The organism is Cytobacillus sp. BC1816 (assembly GCF_051353635.1).
GTDB classification, from domain to species: domain Bacteria; phylum Bacillota; class Bacilli; order Bacillales; family Cytobacillaceae; genus Cytobacillus; species Cytobacillus oceanisediminis_C.
The window spans coordinates 3,303,980-3,321,328 of the sequence record NZ_CP195611.1 but is presented as its reverse complement, the minus strand read 5'-3'; the positions used below and the strand labels follow the sequence as shown (position 1 = coordinate 3,321,328).

14 protein-coding genes are annotated in these 17,349 nt (G+C 41.7%); 8 read left to right on the top strand and 6 right to left on the bottom strand.

Annotation, left to right across the window (positions count from 1 at the left end; all coding sequences use genetic code 11):
- Window positions 1-15 precede the first annotated feature (15 nt).
- From ACR42H_RS16790 to ACR42H_RS16770, 5 genes are all read left to right on the top strand, one after another.
- Window positions 16-1,377, top strand: coding sequence for an aspartate aminotransferase family protein (locus ACR42H_RS16790; protein WP_436372041.1), 1,362 nt, complete (start codon window positions 16-18; stop codon window positions 1,375-1,377).
- 94 nt (window positions 1,378-1,471) lie between these two features.
- Entirely contained in the window at window positions 1,472-3,241 is a 1,770-nt protein-coding gene (xsc, locus tag ACR42H_RS16785) for a sulfoacetaldehyde acetyltransferase (protein ID WP_436372039.1), read from the top strand.
- A 302-nt stretch (window positions 3,242-3,543) separates the two neighbouring features.
- The gene (locus ACR42H_RS16780; RefSeq protein WP_436372037.1) at window positions 3,544-5,004 is read left to right on the top strand and encodes a sodium:solute symporter family protein; all 1,461 of its coding nucleotides are present in this window, start codon (window positions 3,544-3,546) and stop codon (window positions 5,002-5,004) included.
- Between the two features lie 15 nt (window positions 5,005-5,019).
- The gene (locus ACR42H_RS16775) at window positions 5,020-6,684 is read left to right on the top strand and encodes an amidohydrolase (protein ID WP_436372035.1); all 1,665 of its coding nucleotides are present in this window, start codon (window positions 5,020-5,022) and stop codon (window positions 6,682-6,684) included.
- Between the two features lie 145 nt (window positions 6,685-6,829).
- Window positions 6,830-8,311: an APC family permease gene (locus ACR42H_RS16770; RefSeq protein ID WP_113881701.1), complete on the top strand. Its 1,482-nt coding sequence runs from the start codon at window positions 6,830-6,832 to the stop codon at window positions 8,309-8,311.
- Window positions 8,312-8,956: 645 nt separating this feature from the next.
- Here ACR42H_RS16770 and ACR42H_RS16765 read toward each other — a convergent pair.
- The 3 genes from ACR42H_RS16765 to ACR42H_RS16755 all read right to left on the bottom strand — a co-directional run bounded on the left by ACR42H_RS16765 (window position 8,957) and on the right by ACR42H_RS16755 (window position 11,993).
- On the bottom strand, window positions 8,957-9,844 hold the full coding sequence (locus ACR42H_RS16765; protein ID WP_436372033.1) for a selenium metabolism-associated LysR family transcriptional regulator: 888 nt from the start codon (window positions 9,842-9,844) through the stop codon (window positions 8,957-8,959).
- 59 nt (window positions 9,845-9,903) lie between these two features.
- Complete coding sequence (locus ACR42H_RS16760; RefSeq protein WP_436372031.1) at window positions 9,904-10,947, bottom strand: YeiH family protein; 1,044 nt, start codon at window positions 10,945-10,947, stop codon at window positions 9,904-9,906.
- Between the two features lie 116 nt (window positions 10,948-11,063).
- A complete protein-coding gene (locus ACR42H_RS16755; protein ID WP_436372029.1) occupies window positions 11,064-11,993 on the bottom strand; it encodes a DMT family transporter in 930 nt (309 codons plus the stop codon).
- Window positions 11,994-12,094: 101 nt separating this feature from the next.
- Between ACR42H_RS16755 and ACR42H_RS16750 the strand changes: the two genes are divergently transcribed.
- From ACR42H_RS16750 to ACR42H_RS16740, 3 genes are all read left to right on the top strand, one after another.
- On the top strand, window positions 12,095-13,480 hold the full coding sequence (locus ACR42H_RS16750) for a PLP-dependent aminotransferase family protein (protein WP_436372027.1): 1,386 nt from the start codon (window positions 12,095-12,097) through the stop codon (window positions 13,478-13,480).
- 202 nt (window positions 13,481-13,682) lie between these two features.
- A complete protein-coding gene (locus ACR42H_RS16745) occupies window positions 13,683-14,477 on the top strand; it encodes an extracellular solute-binding protein (protein WP_436372025.1) in 795 nt (264 codons plus the stop codon).
- Between the two features lie 116 nt (window positions 14,478-14,593).
- The gene (locus ACR42H_RS16740) at window positions 14,594-15,028 is read left to right on the top strand and encodes a hypothetical protein (RefSeq protein WP_436372023.1); all 435 of its coding nucleotides are present in this window, start codon (window positions 14,594-14,596) and stop codon (window positions 15,026-15,028) included.
- A gap of 49 nt (window positions 15,029-15,077) precedes the next feature.
- Here the strand turns inward: ACR42H_RS16740 and ACR42H_RS16735 are convergent, their stop codons facing one another.
- The 3 genes from ACR42H_RS16735 to ACR42H_RS16725 all read right to left on the bottom strand — a co-directional run bounded on the left by ACR42H_RS16735 (window position 15,078) and on the right by ACR42H_RS16725 (window position 17,041).
- A complete protein-coding gene (locus tag ACR42H_RS16735) occupies window positions 15,078-15,827 on the bottom strand; it encodes an anti-sigma factor (protein ID WP_436372021.1) in 750 nt (249 codons plus the stop codon).
- Window positions 15,817-16,401, bottom strand: a complete 585-nt coding sequence (locus ACR42H_RS16730) for an RNA polymerase sigma factor (RefSeq protein ID WP_113881517.1) — start codon at window positions 16,399-16,401, stop codon at window positions 15,817-15,819. The genes ACR42H_RS16735 and ACR42H_RS16730 overlap by 11 nt, the downstream gene beginning before the upstream one ends.
- Window positions 16,402-16,531: 130 nt before the next feature.
- On the bottom strand, window positions 16,532-17,041 hold the full coding sequence (locus tag ACR42H_RS16725) for a COG4315 family predicted lipoprotein (protein WP_436372019.1): 510 nt from the start codon (window positions 17,039-17,041) through the stop codon (window positions 16,532-16,534).
- Window positions 17,042-17,349 lie beyond the last annotated feature (308 nt).

The following is a 17,349-nucleotide window of genomic DNA, read 5'->3' as shown; positions in this document are numbered from 1 at the left end:
AAGGAGGAAAGCAATATGTCTACAGTAGAACTGAATGATAGCAAAAAGTTATCTGATCAGGATCAGGAACACTTATGGCATGCGATGAGCCGGCATACAGAAGGAAGCAGTCCGATGATTGCCAAATCAGGTGAAGGCTCATGGTTTACTGATATGGATGGCAATCGATATTTGGATGGCGTATCCGGTCTTTGGTGTCTGAACCTGGGACATGGACGGAAGGAAATTGCAGAGGCGGCAGCAGAACAAATGATGCAGCTGTCGTATTTCCCTCTGACATTAAGCCATGCACCAGCCATTAAGTTATCTGCAAAAATTAGTGAATTACTGGGGGATTCATATAAAACATTTTTCTCCAATAGCGGTTCCGAAGCGAATGAAACCGCATTCAAAATAGCGAGGCAATACCATAATCAGAATGGCAATCCGGGTAAATATAAATTCATTTCGCGCTACCGTGCCTATCATGGTTCAACTTTAGGTGCATTAAGTGCTACTGCCCAGGCCAACAGGAGAGTTAAATACGATCCTGGCATGCCGGGATTCCTGCATGTTCCGCCTCCTTACAGCTATCGCTGTCCATTTGGCGAAGATGTAAAGGATTGCGATAAAGTCGCAGCTGACATGATTGACCAGGTCATCCAATGGGAAGGGGCCGAAACGGTTGCTGCGGTCATAATGGAGCCTTTCATTTCAGGCGGGGGAGTTATTATCCCATCTCCTGAATATCTGCAGAGGGTAGCACAAATCTGTAAAAATCATGATGTCCTCCTGATAATGGATGAGGTTGTATCCGGATTTGGGCGAACGGGCAAAATGTTTGGATTTATGCATTCGGAGGGTGTTCAGCCTGATATCGTAACGATGGCAAAAGGGTTGACCAGCGGCTATCTGCCGCTTGGTGCTACGGCAGTTCATTCCAGAATTTATGAGAAATTTAAAGAGCAAGGTACAGATAACCATTTCCGCCATGTTTCAACCTATGGGGGACATCCGGCAAGCTGTGCGGTTGCATTGAAAAATATCGAAATCATCGAAAGAGAGAATATTGTCAGCAGGGTAGAGGTGCTGGGTGAAAGCATTTTAAGCAGCTTAAAAGATTTGCAGACTCATAAAAATGTAGGTGAAGTCAGAAGTGCCGGTTTCTTGTATGGTATTGAAATGGTTGAAGACAAGGAAACGAAACAGCCAGCTTCAGATCAATTAATGGCAAAGATCATTGCACTATGTAAAGAAAAAGGCTTGATCATTGGCAGAAACGGGGATACAGTGCCTGGTTTCAATAATGTCCTTATTATAGCTCCGCCTCTTTCATCTACAGAGGAAGATTTAAAATTTGTTGTTAAGACGGTCCAAAGGGCATTTAAGGAAATTTAGATAAAAAAGTTAATCTGGGTCAGAGCTCTTTTTTTACAGGGCTCCTATCCATTTAAATATATGGAACATATAAACCGGAAAGGGAGTGCCCGTAATGGCAAAAGCAGAAAAAGAATTAGCAGAAATCAAAACAAAAAAGGTGAAAATGACACCAAGTGAGGCTATTGTAGAAACATTAGTCAAGGAAGGTGTCACACATATTTCCGGGATTTTGGGATCCGCCTTCATGGATCTATTAGACTTGCTTCCAACTGCTGGAATCCGCTTCATCGGCGTACGTCATGAACAAAGCGCAGCCCACATGGAAGATGCCTATACTCGAGTAAGCGGTGTAGCCGGGGTTGTTATTGGCCAGAATGGACCAGGAATCACCAATATGGTAACGTCCGTTGCAGCTGCGAATCAGGCTCACACACCTATGGTCGTCATTTCTCCTTCAGCAGGAACCCCTACAGTCGGATGGGACGGTTTCCAGGAGTGCGACCAGGTTTCAATATTTAAAGCAATTACGAAGGAAACGGTTCGGGTCACACATCCGGGGCGTGTGGCGGATTGCCTGAGGACTGCCTTCAGAATTGCTTACGCGGAGAGAGGTCCAGTGCTCTTTGATATTCCGCGGGACTATTTTTATGGGGAAGTGGAAGATGTAATTCTTGAACCGCATCAGTATCGTGTTGATAATAGGGGCTGCGGATCATTAGAGCAGGTTGACCAGGCCGTGGAATTGCTTGCTTCTGCCAAGAACCCTGTCATCATTTCAGGCAGGGGGGTAGTGGATTCAGGTGGAATAGAGGCAGTGAAGGAAATTGCCGACCACTTAACGATTCCTGTAGCTGTTTCATATATGCATAATGATGCTTTTCCGGCAAATGAACCTTTAGCAGTTGGACCTATTGGCTATATGGGGTCAAAAGCAGCTATGAACACATTAAAGGATGCAGATGTGGTGCTGGCTATCGGTACTAGATTATCTGTATTTGGAACATTGCCATGCTATGACATTGATTATTTTCCGAAAAACGCAAAGATTATCCAAATTGATATCAATCCACGCAATATCGCCAGGACCCATCCAGTAGAAATTGGGATCATTGGAGATGCCAAAGCAGCTTCAGTTGAAATCGCAAAACGCCTAAAAGAAAAAGTACCAAATAAGCAATTCAATTCTGAGAGAATGGCAAGAGTGACAAATGAAAAAGAGCAATGGGAAAAAGAACTTGTCGATTTGGCCATGGTGGAAGGAAATCCAATTAATCCGCGCAGGGCGCTCCTGGAGCTTACGAAGGTCCTTCCGGAAAACGCAATTGTTACGACAGATATCGGGAATGTATCTTCTACCGCAAATGCCTATTTAAAGTTCAATTCCGGCCGCCAGCATGTTGCAGCCTTAACATTTGGGAATACAGGTTTTGCCTATCCGTCAGCATTAGGTGCAAAGCTTGCAAATCCAAATAGCCCTGTAGTAGCTATCGTAGGTGATGGAGCATGGGGAATGAGCCTGCATGAAGTAAGTACGGCTGTTGAGGAGAACATACCAGTAGTAGCATGTGTTTTTAATAATAATGCCTGGTGTGCAGAAAAGAAAAACCAAGTAGATTTTTATAATAATCGCTTTGTAGGAGCAGATATCCAGAACCCTGACTTTGCAGAGGTGGCAAGGTCTATGGGGGCACAGGGAATTAGTGTAGATAAACCTGAGGATGTAGGGCCAGCTATTCTCCAGGCAATAGAATCCAATAAACCGACAGTTATTGATATTCAGGTGGATGGCACGCAATTGGCACCTCCTTTCCGTAAAGATGCGTTAAAGATGCCGACTCGTCTTCTGCCGAAATATGCTCACCTTGATCATAAAAACTGGTAGGTAAAATGGAAGGAGCTTAATAGATTTTTGATTAAGCTCCTTTTTAAAGGAAAGCTTACGAGTTTGAATATATCGTTACTGTGCAGATGTTAGAAAGTTCCTAAGGCACGGACTGACCGATATAGGGGAAAAGTGTCCGATAAAATTGAAAAATAACCTATAAATAGTAAAGTTTACCGATAAATTCGAAATCTGACCTGTAATCATAGGAAAGTGACCGATATAGTGGAATTAAATAGAAGATGTGCAACATATTACTGCCAATAATTTACAGAATATTGAGAAAAAAAAGGGGGCAGTCGATGAGCTGGTATTTTGGATACATTTTGGCTTATTTCATATTCATGTTCGCAATTGGAATCTATTATTTTACAAAAATTAAAACCTCTGACAGTTATTTAATTGCAGGCTGGAATATGGGTTTTTGGAATATTGTCGGCACAATCATCAGCACGAATTGCGGCGCTGCCGTTTTTATTGGCTGGATTGGAATGGGATTCACAATGGGGATATCGGGATTTTTAAAATTTGCTTTACCAGCCATGCTTGTCAGTATGCTCTTGATCTTCTTCTTTAGCCGTCCATTAAGAAGACAGAGGCTGTATACACTAGCGGACCTTTTTAGTGAAAGATTTGGATCAAAAACCGGTATCATTCCATCAGTATTATCTGCTTTCATATACTCAGTTCCCACTACTGCCCTGCAGATTGTAGGGATGAGTACCGTATTCAGCATTGCTTTTAATATGAACGTGAAAACTGGAATTGTGCTGTCTTTCATTTTGATTCTCGGCTTTACGATTTTGGGCGGCTTAGTAGCGACAATTGTAACGGATGCCATTCAAAGCGTAATTCTGATTGCAGGGATTGTTATGCTTGCATATGCCGCCTTGCAATTTGGCGGAGGCATGGAACACATTCTCAGTAACACGCCGAGAGATTTTTTGACTCCGCTTGGTGCCAATGGGCTTGGGGATGTTCTGCTGTTTGCCCTTTCTGTCGCTCCGTTCTACTTAGTTTGGCAATCCACATGGCAGCGGATCTTTGCTTCCAAGACAGAAGATATTGCCATTAAAGCCGGCTTAACCGGTTATGCCATTACTTTATGTATTTCTGTGCTTCCTTATAGTATAGGAATTATGGCAAGGCAATTTGTGCCAGCCGATATTCACCCAGATTTAATTTTCTCCTATGTAACAGTGGAAATGCTTCCTCCGTATATTGGAGGCATTATTCTGATCGGACTCCTATCAGCACTTATGACGGGTGCAGACTCCTTCATTTTACAAGGAAGCTCTAATATTACTCAGGATTTGTATCACCGGCTATTAAATCCCAATGCTACGGAAAAGCAAATGATGTTTGTTTCCCGCTTGAGTGTAGTGATTATATCGGTATTATCATTGTTAGTCGCCTTTGCATTAACAGATATAGTCAGCATGTATCAATGGGCACTCAGACTGTCAGCAACAACTCTTGTGTTTCCGTTTCTGACCATTATGTTTTGGAAAAGGACAACCAACACCGCTGTCATTTCCAGCATGCTTCTTGCCTGCTGCACGACCATTCTGTGGCCTCTTCTTCATACAGGTATAGATCAGACAATACCTGGCTTTATCATATCTTTTTGTTCACTTGTCATAATTAGTCTCTGGACAAAACATTCATCAACAGAAAATGTAAAGGCTGTTTACTGGGAAGACCTTCCTTCAGCAAATAGAAAGATAGACGATATTGATTCAGCAGAAAACAAAGCTGTCTAATAAGGAGGGATAAGGGTGAGTATCCTTATCATAAAAAATGCAAATATCATCACGCTTGATCAACATAATACTAAGGCAAAATCATTGCTTGTCAGAAATGGCATCATCGAAAAAATTTGGGATAAAACCGAACCGGACTATTCGGAAGTTCCAAACAGTCCTGATATTGAGATCAAGGATTTAAAGGGAGCTGCGTTGCTTCCGGGTTTTATTGACACACATAGTCATTTATTAATGTACGGGCAAATGCTGAATTATGTTGATTGCAGATCCCCACGGAATAAAAACATTGGTGATATAAAGGGAGAAATAGCAGAAAGGGCCGGTAAAGCGAAACCTGGGGAATGGATCATGGGGTGGGGTTATGATGATACCCTCCTGGAGGACAAGAGGCATCCGAACAGGTCCGATTTAGACCAAGCAGCCCCGGACAATCCCGTTTTTATCCGGCATATTTCAGGACACTTTGGTGCTGCAAATTCCAAAGCTCTTGAATTGGCTGGAATCGATGAAAGCATTTCAAATCCGCATGGCGGGTACTTTACACGCGATGATAATGGAAGGCTGGATGGTGTCATTCATGAAATTCCTGCCCTGGAATTTATTTTTCCGGTCCTGCCTTCTCCGTCAAGCGATGAACAAATCAAAAATATCGGGAATGCGGCTGAGGTGTACCTTTCTCAGGGGATCACCACATGTACAGATGCCGGTGTGGGTCTTGACAGAGGAATAGAGGAATTAAATGCACATATCGCGGCCATTAATTCAGGAAAGAATCCCATGAATATGCGGCTAATGATCCTGCATCATCTTCTAAGAGAGGGAAGTGCTTTTTCCGGTTATACTGCAGATCAGCTGGATCTTGAATTAAAGAGACGCACTAAAAACAGAGTTTCACTGGATAGTGCCAAATTATTTCAGGATGGATCCATCCAGGGACTTACAGGTGCACTCCGCGAACCTTATCATTGTGATGAATCTGTATATGGTGAGCTGCTGCATGATCAGGGTTCATTTGCAGAAGAAATGCTGGATCTCCATAATAGAGGATTTAGGATTGCGATTCATGGAAATGGAGATCGGGCAATCGGATCCATCCTTGAGGCTTTCGATTATGTTTTGTCAAAAAGTCCGATGGAGGACCACAGGCATCGAATTGAACATGTACAGACTGCAGGCAGTGAAGACCTTGATGCCATGCAAAGATTGGGTGTAGCTGCTTCGTTTTTCATCAATCATGTTTACTTTTGGGGAGATCGGCACCGCAGAATATTCCTGGGTGAGAAGAGAGCGGCTAGAATTAATCCTTTGGCTGATGCGGTTGACCGCAATTTGCTGTTCACACTGCATTCTGATTGTCCTATTACCCCAATTTCGCCCCTGTTTTCCATATGGGCGGCTGTGAACCGCGTCACTTTAGAAGGTGATGTGCTTGGTAAGAATCAAAAAATTGAAGTTCTGGACGCTTTAAAAGCGATGACATCTTACGGGGCAGCTCTAAACTTCGAAGAAGATTCAGCTGGCACCATTGAAGAAGGAAAAAGAGGAGATTTTGTTGTCCTGGATGCCGATCCTCTTACTTGTCCAGCAATGGAATTAAAAGATATTCCCATATTGGCGACCATAATTTCCGGTAAGGTTGTGTGGGAGAATACAGAAAACGCTTATACTCATTCATAGATAACCGCTATTTAATAAATCCTCAATACTGAAGCAAAAGCTGGGGGTCAGTTTTTTGCTCCAGTTTAAGGATAAGGCATTAGCTCAACAAGATAAAGCAGTCCTTAATAGATTTGAGAGAAGCCTTAATAATGGAGGGGAAAACATGGAAGAAAGGGTACAGCTTGAAAAAACGTTTAAGCCGCAATGGGTGTGGGCGATCGCGCTTGGTTCTGCCATTGGCTGGGGAGCCTTTATTCTGCCGGCTGAATGGCTGGGGAAAGCAGGGCCGATTGGTGCGGTGATCGGGTTAATCATTGGTGCTTTATTAATGATGGTGATTGCTGTCAGTTATGGGGTTTTAATTGAAAAGTATCCTGTTTCCGGCGGAGAATTTGCTTATGCATATATCGGGTTTGGGAGGAATCATGCTTTTATTTGCGGATGGTTTCTTACTCTTGGTTATATTTGTATTGTCGCCCTGAATGCATCTGCATTGGCCCTGCTCGGAAAGTTTATGCTTCCCTCGCTGACAAACATCGGTTTGTTATATGAAATAGGCGGCTGGCAGGTTTATCTGGGAGAAGTAGTGATTGCGACTGCAGCACTCCTGATCTTTGCCTATTTTAATATAAAGGGTGCTTCCATTTCTGGCAGTCTCCAATATATATTCTGTATTATCCTTGTTGCCGGTGTGTTTCTGCTCACCTTAAGTATGTTATTAAGTCCATCCTCAGATCTGTCAAATCTTCAGCCTTTTTTTAAGCCCGAGATACCTGCCCTTACTGGAATCATCGCAATCATCGCTATTGCTCCATGGGCATATGTTGGTTTTGATAACATCCCGCAGGCTGCTGAAGAGTTTAATTTTCCTCCTAAGAAGGCATTCATGCTTATCATATATTCCTTAATTGTAGCTTGTATCTTATACTCTTTCATGATTATTGCCACAGCAGTGGCAATGCCATGGCAAAACCTGGTTGCCGGTAAGCCGATTTGGGGAACTGGTGATGTCATCTCTGATACTTTAGGTGCTTTCGGAGTGCTTCTGCTCGCAATCTCCCTTTGTATGGGTGTATTCACCGGGCTTAACGGATTCTATGTATCTTCCAGCCGTTTATTGTTTGCGATGGGGAGAGCTAAAGTAGTTCCTAAAGCATTTTCCAGGCTTCACCCAAAGCATGGCACCCCATATATAGGAGTTTTGTTCACATGTGCCCTGTGCCTGTTTGCTCCATGGTTTGGGCGTCCCGTCCTATTATGGATTGTTGACATGTCAGCAACAGGGGTAACTATTGCCTATTTTTATACTTGTTACACAGCCTATAAGCTATTCAGCTGGACAGAAGCAGCCGATGGAAGAATGGTCTCACCCGGCAAAAAACTGGTTGCTCTGATCGGTGCACTAAGCGGACTTTCATTTCTGGGATTGCTGCTCGTTCCTGCGTCTCCATCAGCACTTGGAGCACCTTCACTGATCGCCTTAATCGTTTGGGCAGTATTAGGATTAGCTTTCTATCTATATAAAAGGAAAGAATACAATCAAATACCTAAAAGCACACTTGATTATTATATTTTAGGCAATACAGAGACAAATGGGACGGAGGATAAGACTGATAGCCAGGTTAGTATAAAAATAGATGCTTAATAGCATACTGACAGCACCTGAGAAGTTCCGATAAAGTATGGAAATACTATTGAACATGGATAAATCTATTAAACTGCTGTATCAAATTAACAGGGAATTGAAGGTTTGGCAAAAAAAGAGCTGGATTTTCAATTCTAGTTCGGGGACGGGGCGGATTTAGACAGGAGAGACCCGGAAAAAGCCAGTTTGTGTCCGAAGACGGGGCAGGTTCAGACAGGGAGACCCGGAAAAAGCCAGTTTGTGTCCGAAGACGGGGCAGGTTCAGACAGGGAGACCCGGAAAAAGCCAGTTTGCGTCGGAGGAAGGGGCGGGTTCAGACAGGAGTACTAAGAATTGGCCTGCTTGTCTGAAGATGGAGCAGCTGAACAGGCAGATCCGCATCAATCCAACTCTTGTCCAATAAATGGGATATTACGAAAAAGCCGCAATTAAATACAAGGCTGATATCTTAATGAACATATAGTTATCATGAAGAATAGGTTTTTCCGCCTGCTGCTCCTCATAGCCCAAAGCTCAATTAATAATAACTTTAACAGGAATAATTAGAGCCCCAATCATTATGTGATTGGGGCTCTTTGTTATTTATAAAGTTTATCACAAAAAACAGCCTGCAGCTCTGTGTCCTACTTCATCTTGCCATCGTCTTTATTGTTTTGATGATATAAATTCCATCAGCTTCCTGCTGGTATGTTTCAGGGCTTCCTCATGATAAATCATGTAAAAGTCCCGCTGCATTGAAATTCCGTCTATATGTAATTGTTTTAAAGTTCCCAGCCGAAGTTCTTTTTTTACAGCGGATTTTGAGATGATGGAAATTCCTAATCCTGCTTCGACACATGTTTTTATGGCTTCGGTGTGCTTCAATTCCATAATGACATTCAATTTGGATGCATCTACATGGCATCTTCTAAAGGAATCCTCCATCACTTGCCGTGTTCCTGATCCTTTTTCACGGATAATAATAGGAACTGACAGGAGCTCCTCGATGGTTATATTGTCCGTCTTAATGAATTTATTTTCAGGGGAGGCTATGATAATTAGCTCATCTTTAGCAAAAGGAACTTGTTTTAAGGCTGGATAAGAGAGCATGGATTCAATGAACCCTAAATTGATTTCATGATTTAACAGCTTCTCAACGATATGCCTGGAGTTATATACATTTAAATGGAGGCTGACTTTTGGATAGAGACTCGAAAAGTCGGCTAATAAAAAGGGGAGGACATGCTCCCCGATAGTTAGGCTGGCTCCGACTTTTAAGTCCCCATGTACACTTCCCTTAAGTTCTTCAAGTTCATTTTCAGTTTCATTCATTAAAGCTATCAGCTTTTTGACTTTATGATAGAGGATTTCGCCTGCAGGAGTCAGAGAAATTTTTTTAGTTGTCCGTTCAAAGAGCTGACAATCCCACTGTTCTTCGAGTTGTTTGATTTGAAGGCTGACACTTGATTGAGAGAGGTGAAGATCCTTTGCAGTCTGGGAAAAACTTTTATTATTTGCGGTGACATAAAATACTTTTAAATAGTCGAGGTTCATACGTATTCTCCTTCAATCCTGTAACTTCCCTCTATCTATTGTAATCGATTAGAGGACATTTAAAAAATTTTATATAGTAAGAGAAGCAGAGGCGTTATGGCAAGAAGGCCCAGAAAGCCTGCAATGGCAACAGCAACAGGTTTAAAGCCAACTTTCACAAAGTCTTTCCATTTAATATTAAGCCCCAGCCCTGCCATACCCATTGCGAGGAGGTAGGTGCTCAGTAACAAAAAGATGCTGATGATGCTGCCGGGTATGGAGAACATAGTATTGATTAGGCTGGTAAGGAGAAATCCGAAAATAAACCATGGGATTGGCAGCTTCCCTATATTGCGGCTCTTACTGCTGTTTTTTCTGCTGTAAACAAAGCTTATGATAAGGGCAACTGGTATCAGCAGCAGCACTCTTCCCAGTTTTACAAGAATGGCAGAGTCACTGCTGACATCTCCGCCCGGAACCCCTGCCGCCACTACATGGGCAAGTTCGTGCAGTGTTGCCCCGGCTAATACACCATATTCCTGATCGCTAATAGGCAGCAAGGGAAATAAAACAATATACAAAATGGCCCCAATGGTCCCTAAAACGGCTATGCATGAAACTGCAACAGCGGTTTGCTCTTCCTTGCTTTTGACAATAGGAGCAATCGCAATAATGGCTGCCGCTCCGCAAATAGCAGTGCCAGCAGCAAGTAAAGCTGACAATTTCTTATTGATTCTAAACGCTTTGCCCAAAAGCAGGATGAAGCTCATGGTAAAGACGATGACCACAACATCGATGATCATGATTGAAAAACCAGCAGATATAATTTCCTGCAAATTTAACCTAAAGCCCAGTAAAATAATCCCTGCCCGAAGCAAAACCTTGCTTGAGAACTGAATTCCTGAATGAGCGTCCGCAGGTACAGATAGCGTATTTCCCCAAATGCCTCCCATCAGAATGGAGAGGATCATGATTCCGAGAATGGAGAAAAAGGGAAGATTGGCAATTTGGCCAGCCAGAACCGCAAGGAGGAGGGTCAGCAATAATCCTTTCGCAAACCCGATAGCCTTTTGTTTTTTTTTAGGTTCTTCTATTACATATTCTTGAATTTTTTGTGCTTCCACAGAAAGTTCCCCTTTCGTTCATTTGATACCTTAACCGTATCATAGGAAAGGGAAACCGCTTCACCGATTGTTTAATAAGGCTTATTGGATTTCTTAATGATTCAAAATGGTATGACTTAAGCCCCTTTTTGCTGCAAAATAATGACTTCCTCTTCTTTTTCTTTCATTGATAGGAATAGTACTCCTGAAATAATCAGAACACCACCGAGCAATTGATAGCTTCCGAAGGTTTCTTTTAGCCACAGGAAGGATATCAAAGCTGCCACAAGCGGCTCAATACTGGATAAAAGACTGGTTTCTGTGGGGGAAAGATACTTCAGACTTCCTATATAGAATAAAAAGGAGAGGGTGCTGATCACAATAATGGCAATTAACATAGATAATGTACCAATATTAAGGGCTCCTGCCATGTCGGCAAAGCTGAATGATGGCATCAGCAAATATAGGACAATTCCGCCGAGCAGCATTCCCCAGCCTATGATAGTCATCGTTCCCCAGGTCTTAATGAGGGAAACAGGCTGCAATGTATAAAAGGCAAATCCAAGCGCCGTTAAAATCCCGATCCATAAAGCCTTATCTGATAAGAGAATTTGGTCCAGAGATCCATTTGTAATTAGCAGAAAAATTCCTGATAGAGCGGTGACAATGGCCAGCAAATGGATCGTGGATGGCCATCTTCTGGACTCAATGGCCACATAAATCGTGATCAGCACCGGACCTGCGAATTGAAACAGGGTTGCTGTAACGGCATTGCTCACCTGAATGGTTTCAATAAAAGCATATTGCCCTCCAAGCATCCCCAAAACAGCAAAAAGAAGAAGCTGTATCCAGTGGCGGGGATGTTTCCATATCGCAAATATATTTACTTTCCGGCATGATAAAAAAATGAGTGTGAAAATGCCTGCCGCAATCAATCTGATAACTAAATAATCGCTTGATGATAAGTGGGTTTCCTGAAAAAACCACTGCAGCATCGGGCCAGATAATCCCCACAAGGAAGCTCCGCTTATAATCATGGCCAGTCCCAGCCTGCGTGAATTGCTCATGTTGTGTGTCTCCTTACTATATTTGTAATTATCAAGTATTATAGATAATAACTGGTGTTGTTAGAAGGGTCAGATTTTTATTATTGAAGGGGGCCAGATTAATGTCCGAGTTAACGCCAAATCTAGACTTTACAAGCGGTGAGCCACTTTATGTGCAATTATATAAATATATTAAAAACGAAATTAAGACAGGCAATCTGGCGGTAATGGCAAAGCTTCCTTCCAAAAGGAAATTTGCCAGATATCTTCAGGTCAGTGAGAACACAATTGAATCTGCATATGAACAGCTTATAGCTGAAGGATACATCGAATCGAAGGCGCGTAAAGGATATTTTGTCTGTGAAGTGGAACAATACCATTTTTCTTCAGAAAATGAAGTGCCTCTCGCCGAAGAAAAGCAGCATTTAGAGGGTAAGTACATGTATCATTTTACTCATTCAGGGGTGGATATCAGGACGTTCCCATTTTCTGTATTTCGGAAATTAACCAATCAAGTCCTGACAAAGGATAATGGCGAGGTTCTTATGCTTGGCCATCCACAAGGCGAGCTGAAATTGCGGAACCAGATCGCGGGGTATCTGTATAAATCCAGGGGGGTAAATTGTTCCCCAAGCCAAATCATTCTTGGTTCAGGAACACAATATCTAATGAAAACGTTATTGCAGCTGCTGGATGGAAGTATTTTTGCTGTCGAAAATCCGGGATATCACCGTAAGCTCGTCATCTTTGAAAAAGGAATGGATAATGTGAGGGACATTCCTCTGGATAAAGATGGACTTGTTTTATCCAAGCTGAAAAAGTCAGGAGCAAACATCGTCTTTGTCACTCCATCACACCAATTCCCTTGCGGAATGATTATGCCTATTGCCAGAAGGATGCAGCTATTAAAATGGGCAAAGGAAAACCCTGGCCGTTATATCATTGAAGATGATTATGACAGTGAATTCCGCTACACGGGCAAGCCGATTCCGGCCCTGCAGGGATTGGATAAGGATGAAAAAGTAATTTATATGGGCACATTCTCGAAAGCCTTGCTTCCCTCTTTAAGGATTAGTTATATGGTCCTCCCAAGACCTTTGCTGAAGATTTATCAGGAAAATTATTTCTTTTATGCGCAAACTGTTTCCCGGACAGATCAGGAGATTTTGATTAAATTTATTCAGGAGGAATACTGGGATAAGCATATCCAGAAAATGAGGGTCGTTTATCGAAAGAAAAGAGATATCCTAATTGCTGCCATATCGAAGTATTTTCCACCAGGTTCTGAAGTAATCGGACAGGACTCAGGTTTGCACATATTGCTTCGGCCGAATAATGCAATGAATGAACAGCAGCTGATCAGGAAAGCCTTAGAGGCAGGAATAAAAATTTATCCTGTATCTCAATTTGGAGAAAATGACGGTCACACCGTATTGCTTGGTTTTGCCTTACTATCTGAAGAAGAGTTATTTGAAGCAATAAGGGAATTGGCCAGGGCATGGTATTGAATGAAATGAATAACCTTGTAAACCTGGGGAGTGGTGATCTAGCATGCGCAGCTAGTCCAGAACCATACTGTGGAGAATATTTGAAGGATTCTAAAGTAGTTATTAATGCTCATTTTACCAAGTAAAGCGAACTGTTTGTCCATTCAGTACGTTTCCATTTATAACAGGCGTTAGCCTGAAAAATTAGATGGAGGTTTTCTGAATGAAAAAGTTTCCTATTCTGATGGTATGTCTATTTTTTTTGGCAGGTGCAGCGGGTTTCACAGCATATTCGAATTCTGGAGAGCAGGCAAATTCTTCAGTTGAAGCCTCACAGCCAGAAGCTGTTCAAGTTTATGGTCCAGGAGGTCCTTTGGGCCCGATAAAGGAGGCTGCAGAAAAGTTTTCAGTGGAAACAGGAATCAGGGTGAACGTTACTGCTGGACCTGAATCCAATTGGATTCAGCAGGCAAAGGAGAATGCGGACATCATTTATGGCGGTTCAGAGTATATGATGCAAAACTTTGTGTTTAACCATCCTGGAATGATAGACGAAAAATCACGAACAGAACTGTATCCTCGTGCTGCTGGTATTCTGGTGAGAAAAGGAAACCCCAAAAAAATAGAGTCGCTTGAGGATTTAGCAAAGCCGGGAGTTAATATAGTGGATGTTAACGGTGCTGGCCAGCTTGGCCTTTGGGAAGACCTGGCAGGAAGTAAGGGGCTGATCGCTGGTTTAAATCAAAACATTGATATTTCAGTCAAAACCAGTGCTGAAGCCATTGACCTTTGGAAAACAAATTCAAAGCTGGATGCATGGATCACATATGAGTCCTGGCATTATCGCTTAAGAGATGAAACGGAATTAATTGAATTGCCTGATGAGGAAAAGATATACAGAGGAACACCCATTGCTATTGTCAAAGCGTCGCAGAAGAAAAAAGAGGCAAAAAAATTTATAAATTATCTGCAAACTGAATCATCCCATAAGATTTTCCAAAAATGGGGATGGAAGTAGGATGCGAATCTTCAATTAAAGATGACTATATTTTTATCGAAAAACAACAGTCTGTGACTTCTTATCCAGTTTGAGGATTCAAAGTAGAGGGAATGAAATGGGCGAGGAGGGTTCAAGTGAAAAAAATACTTCTATATATATCAATAGTAGTGGTCGTTATAATGGCAGCTGGCTGCAATTCAAATGGAGAGAATAAGAAACAGGAAAATTCAAAAGCGAACAACTCAGACGGAGAAATGGCTGATGAGCTTTTAAATGGCAGTGATGAGGTAATGGCAGTTCTGGATGATTTACAAGCTAATTTGGAAAATAAGGAGGAAAACTCGGAACTGATACAAAAAACAGGCAAAGACCTTGAGGAAAACTGGGATGAGATGGAGAAGAAAGTGGAGGAGAATTTTCCCGAAGACTATGAAAGTATTGAAGAAAGCTTATATCCGCTAATTAGTGAATCTCAAAAAGATCAGGGTGACTCAGCAAAAATGAAGGTACTGGTTACCCAAACAAAGGAAAAATTAGAGTCCTTTAATGAGAAATTAGCTAAAGAGTAATGAGTTCAAACCTGCCCTAAATACTTTTGGGCAGGTTTATTTCTTCATGTTAGGTCCCCAGCACTTTTTGCCCTTGCGGCTGAGTGTTAAATGGATTAGGTTCCAATGTAATCCCAATATCTTCAAACGAATATTCTGGAGGCAGGCGGTAGGTGATAAGTCCGCTGCCGTTTTGATCAGGTATCAAAGTGCCAGCACTTTGCCGGTTTCCGTTTTTTAACAGCCATACTTGGTAAACCTCATTACCCTTCGTAATAGGCATATTGTTCAAAGCAATGACTAGACTTGTTTCCGTGCCTTCCTGAAGAAGGTATGCGCTGCCGGTAGCAGAAGCAGCTAAGCTTTGTCCTGTTAAGGAATAAGTCGTAACAATTTGTGTCGGATCAGCAGCTTTATTCTCTAATGACTTAATCGTATCTTTCAATTGAAGGCTGTTCCAATAAAACCCAATTAAACAAATGATTAAAATAGCTGTTACAGCAGTGGATATGGGTGAAAAGTGCCTTTTGGCAACTGTTAAAATTCGTTCTTTAAAGCTAATCGGTTCGGCTTCTATTTTTTCTTCGTGTTTAAGAAATTTATTTTCTTCAAAGACAAAATCCATCACTTGTGACTTCAATGATTCCGGTACTTCTGTTTCTTCTACATCATAAGAAAGCATTTGCCATGTTTCTTGTATAGATTTCAGTTCCTGCTGGCATTTTGCGCATTTTAGCAGATGGTCTTCAAACTGTTTTTTATCATGATTTGTAAGTTCATTTATAATATATAAAGATAAATTATCACATTTATTCCCCATGCCGAACACCTCCTATTTTCCCGTTGAAATTATTCCGCAGTTTTTTTAAGGCCTGATGCAGGCGGCTTTTAATCGTACCCAGCGGCTTTTGTTCAAGTTCTGCAATTTCACTTAAGGAGTAGCCTTCCCAATATAATAAGTTGATCAGGCGCTGCTGAGGTTCAGAGAGATGTCGTTTTGCTTCTTGAATCTGCTGTTTTAGCAGATTTCTTGTAACTTGCTGCTGGACATCATCAGCTTGAAGGCCTTGCATTTGCTGCCATTCTTCAAGCTCCAATTGGACCGTTCCTTTATATTTTTGTTCTTTACGGATGAGATCTATGGAAATGTTTCGAGTTATGGTGAGCAGCCAGTTCACAAACTGTCCTTGGGATGGATTATAGGTGCTTTTTGTCGTCCAAAGCCGAAGGAATACCTGCTGAACAATTTCTTTCGTTTTTTCCTTATCTCCCTTGGTTATTTTTATGGAGAAGCTGTAAATAAGTTTTACATATCGGTCATACAGCTCTTCAAGTGCTGGCCGGTGATTTTGAACAATTAATTCTATTAGTTCTTCATCTGACTTGGACTTCATTGACTGAAATCTCTCCCTTGTTAAACGAAATTATTTAGTATAGATCTTAACATAGATTGGCGGGGAAATTTGATAGGGGAGGAAAAAGAACTGCCGATAAACCAGGCAGTTCCTTCAGTAACAACATGCATTATTGTGTAAATTTCGTTCCGCTGTTTACAATAAACCAAACATCTTTGACGCCTTGTCCTTTTACATCACCAGATGCTCCGTCCTTTACGAAGTAGTAAAGCGGATAGCCCTTGTAGGTCGTTTGTTTCTCACCAGTGTCAGCGCGAGTAATCGTTCCGAAGTCTTCTTTATTAAATCCTTCCGGAACGGCAAGGTCTTCAGTGTAGAAAGCAGGCCAGTTTTCAAGGCAATCACCACTGCAATTTGATGTATTAGGCTGATCTTTTGCAAAGTAGTAAAGTGCCCTGCCTTCAGCATCTGCAAGATAATTGCCAATTTCCTCATTTTCCATCAGCTGAAGTTCTGTATCCGATTCTGCAAGATCTTTTTCTGTCTCGTTGTTTACCGCTGTTGTTGCTTCTTGTGCTTGTTCCTTTGCACCTGTGCTTTCTGGTTTTTCCTGAGAGCTGCATCCTGCAAGAATAATCCCTGCTAAAAGGAATGTGTAAAAATGAACTGTTGTTTTCATAATTAATCCCTCCGTTTTTTTCTTATCAAATACAGGTAACGCAGGGAAGACTTAAAAGGTTTGATATAAATTAAAATTTTTTGAATTTCTTCTAACAGGGGCTGAGTCGACAACCTTCAATTTGAAATTGATAAGCGAAACATTTCATTATTGTTTATATACATTAAGACGGGAATATTGGTTAACTTTAAAAGCCTTATAACTTACTTTTCCTGCCAAAATGGCACAAACAGTTATCTAAATGGATTTATAAAAAACTGAATAATAAAATTATTCTGCCGTTTTGCTGCCCATTGCATTGGGTTTCA

Bases quoted from the DNA above. Each gene is read 5' to 3' on its own strand.
- ACR42H_RS16750 (WP_436372027.1), top strand. From the start codon at position 12,095: ATGTCCGAGTTAACGCCAAATCTAGACTTTACAAGCGGTGAGCCACTT.
- ACR42H_RS16730 (WP_113881517.1), bottom strand. From the start codon at position 16,401: ATGAAGTCCAAGTCAGATGAAGAACTAATAGAATTAATTGTTCAAAAT.
- ACR42H_RS16780 (WP_436372037.1), top strand. From the start codon at position 3,544: ATGAGCTGGTATTTTGGATACATTTTGGCTTATTTCATATTCATGTTC.
- xsc (WP_436372039.1), top strand. From the start codon at position 1,472: ATGGCAAAAGCAGAAAAAGAATTAGCAGAAATCAAAACAAAAAAGGTG.
- ACR42H_RS16735 (WP_436372021.1), bottom strand. From the start codon at position 15,827: ATGGGGAATAAATGTGATAATTTATCTTTATATATTATAAATGAACTT.
- ACR42H_RS16790 (WP_436372041.1), top strand. From the start codon at position 16: ATGTCTACAGTAGAACTGAATGATAGCAAAAAGTTATCTGATCAGGAT.
- ACR42H_RS16755 (WP_436372029.1), bottom strand. From the start codon at position 11,993: ATGAGCAATTCACGCAGGCTGGGACTGGCCATGATTATAAGCGGAGCT.
- ACR42H_RS16770 (WP_113881701.1), top strand. From the start codon at position 6,830: ATGGAAGAAAGGGTACAGCTTGAAAAAACGTTTAAGCCGCAATGGGTG.
- ACR42H_RS16765 (WP_436372033.1), bottom strand. From the start codon at position 9,844: ATGAACCTCGACTATTTAAAAGTATTTTATGTCACCGCAAATAATAAA.
- ACR42H_RS16725 (WP_436372019.1), bottom strand. From the start codon at position 17,041: ATGAAAACAACAGTTCATTTTTACACATTCCTTTTAGCAGGGATTATT.
- ACR42H_RS16745 (WP_436372025.1), top strand. From the start codon at position 13,683: ATGAAAAAGTTTCCTATTCTGATGGTATGTCTATTTTTTTTGGCAGGT.